Raw genomic sequence first — 2,511 nt, 5'->3', positions numbered from 1 at the left:
CTGACGGGAATCACCCCCACCCCCCTCCCCCAAAATCGGCGCAGCGATTTTGGGGGAGGCGCAGGAGGGGGCATTTATTGATTCGGACTTAATTCGTTACGAACCTGGCATTTCATTTATTGCGTCTTAATGCCCTTACGGGCATTTATTGATTCGGACTGCTTGACCGAATGATGGTCGAGGATGGCTTCGATAATCGTCTTAATGCCCTTACGGGCATTTATTGATTCGGACCAACAACCTTCAAACCCTTCCTGAAATCTGCACCTTCAAGGTCTTAATGCCCTTACGGGCATTGATTGATTCGGACTCGCCGGCAGCGTGCTGATGCGTAGATGGCGGAAACGTGTCTTAATGCCCTTACGGGCATTGATTGATTCGGACTTGGTCGAACGAACTGGTTGAATGGTTGTTCGAAGATTGCGACAGTCTTAATGCCCTTACGGGCATTGATTGATTCGGACAGCGCGGGTTTGGGTTGGGGCTTGTTCCGCATTACGGAGACAGTCTTAATGCCCTTACGGGCATTGATTGATTCGGACGTACACCCCAACAAGTAACCAACCAATACCCCGTTGAGTCTTAATGCCCTTACGGGCATTGATTGATTCGGACTAAGCCGTTCTTGAAGGTGTTGGAGGTCAATAACAGATAGTCTTAATGCCCTTACGGGCATTGATTGATTCGGACCTTCAGGAACTGGAGGAAGCCTTGGAGGACATAACTGGAAAGCGTCTTAATGCCCTTACGGGCATTGATTGATTCGGACTGCGGTTTCGTTGCTTCCTTTTTTTGTTGTTTTACCGCTTTTTTCCGCAAATTCTGCCTTCATTTTACATCCAATCTCCTTCTTTTTCAAGCCTTTGCGGCAAACTTTTCGCCTTTGCCCACAATTCTCATCTTTGTTGCGTACCCCCCTCCCAAAATCGGTATTTTTTGGGTGGAATGGGGAGGGGGGTACGCATAATCTATGCGAAACCCTCACACAATCACCACATCCGGCGGCGGCAGCGGCTTCCCCTGCCCTTCCACGCGGATTTTGGGGCGGCAGGCGGCGCACAGCGGGTATATCCGCAGGCTGTCTTCCCGCTCGTTCATCACCTTTTTGGCCTTTGCCACCAGCCGGTTCAGCTCGCCCGGCGTCAGCCAGGCCTCAAAGACGCTGCCCTGCACCCGCTCCCCCAGCGATTCCATCAGCCGCGCAATTTTTGCCCGCCGGCGGTCATCGCTCAGGTCGTATGCCAGCACGTAAAAGGCGCGTTCGTCAGCCATCAGCGGAAGCCCATCGAACGATAATAGGCCTCGCCGCGGGTGACCGCCTCGGCGACCTGGCGCGCCTGCTCGATCAGGCACTGACGCAGGGTCAACTGCATGCCGGCGACCGGGTGGGTAAAGCGGCGCTCCATGCGCTCTTCAAAGGCGCGCAGGAAGACCTTTTTTGCCGCTTCGCTCATCACCACCGGCCGGCTGGCATCGCCGGGCGTAAAATCCGGCGGGGTAACCGCTCGGCTGCCGGCCGCCCACAGCGCTAGGCCGTCTACCACCGGGCGGAACTCCTCCAGCAAGTCCAGCCCGAGCGCCGGGCGGTTGTATTCCACCTCGTGCAGAAAGCCGGCGTAGGGGTCCAGCCCCACTGTGCGGGCGGCACTGGTGGTCAGCCGGCCGAGCAGGGTGTAACCCAGCGAAAGCAGCACGTTGATACCGTCCGGCGGCGGGCGGCGCAGGCGGGCGTTGAAGTTCCACTGCGGGTCAAACAGGCGGCGGAAACCGCCGAAGTAAGCCGCGGTGGCGCTGCCTTCCAGCCCGGGCAGGCTGTTGAGGTTCATCTTGTTGGGCAGGCTGATCAGCGCGTCGCTCAGCCGCGCGGCGGCTTCGTCAATGTGCGGGTCGCCGCGTTCGCGGTTGTGGCGCTGGAGCAGGGCGCGCTGGTGTTCCAGCTTGGCGCGCACCAGCGCCTTGGCCATTTGCAGTACAAAGGCGGGGTTTTCGAGGGCGCGGTACTGGGCGCGGCGCAGCGGTACGTGCGGGGTCAGTTCGCCGCTCAACACACCGCGGAACTCGCCCTGCTGGGAGAGGAAAATCACCTCGATGCCCTCCCCCAGCAGGGCATCCATCAGCGGCGTGGTCAGCCCGATGTTGCCGAACAGCACAATCTGGCTGACCTGGCCGATGGGGATTTGGGTGAGGATGCGGGTTTCGCCGTTTTCCTCCATTTCCACCTGCACGCGGCGGTTATGGAGGCGCAGTTTTGCATTTTGTTGAACGACATATAAAGGCGGCATGAACACCTCCGGATCAAGAAAAAAGCAGGCTCAACCCGTCCGCGGCAGGTCATGCCGGTTGTTGATTTAAAGACCCGTTCCGAAAGAAACGCTATTCGGTTGTTAAGGTGCAGGTAAAACAGGATAACAGCGGCTCACTCCGCCGCGCGGCCGGGGGAAGGCAGGCGGCGCGCCTGCCCCAGCCCGTAACCCGTCCCGCTGCCCAGCCCGGCGTAGCGCGCAAACTCGG

The 2,511-nt window shown here is 58.7% G+C and carries 2 protein-coding genes and 1 CRISPR repeat array; both genes read right to left on the bottom strand.

Features of this window, described 5'->3' with window-relative positions; translation table 11 throughout:
- Window positions 1-123: 123 nt before the first annotated feature.
- A CRISPR array of direct repeats spans window positions 124-769; the repeat unit is 36 nt; unit sequence GTCTTAATGCCCTTACGGGCATTGATTGATTCGGAC.
- 212 nt (window positions 770-981) lie between these two features.
- Window positions 982-1,272: a CRISPR-associated endonuclease Cas2 gene (gene cas2 / locus VAE48_RS10980; protein ID WP_322793372.1), complete on the bottom strand. Its 291-nt coding sequence runs from the start codon at window positions 1,270-1,272 to the stop codon at window positions 982-984.
- Window positions 1,272-2,282 carry a CRISPR-associated endonuclease Cas1 gene (gene cas1, locus VAE48_RS10975; protein ID WP_322793371.1) on the bottom strand — a complete coding sequence of 337 codons (1,011 nt, stop codon included), beginning with the start codon at window positions 2,280-2,282 and terminating at the stop codon, window positions 1,272-1,274. Before cas1 ends, cas2 begins: the two co-directional genes overlap by 1 nt.
- Window positions 2,283-2,511 lie beyond the last annotated feature (229 nt).

Origin of the sequence: Bellilinea sp. (assembly GCF_034432615.1) — a bacterium.
Taxonomy (GTDB): domain Bacteria; phylum Chloroflexota; class Anaerolineae; order Anaerolineales; family Anaerolineaceae; genus Bellilinea.
This window is presented reverse-complemented; position numbering and strand designations above follow the sequence as displayed.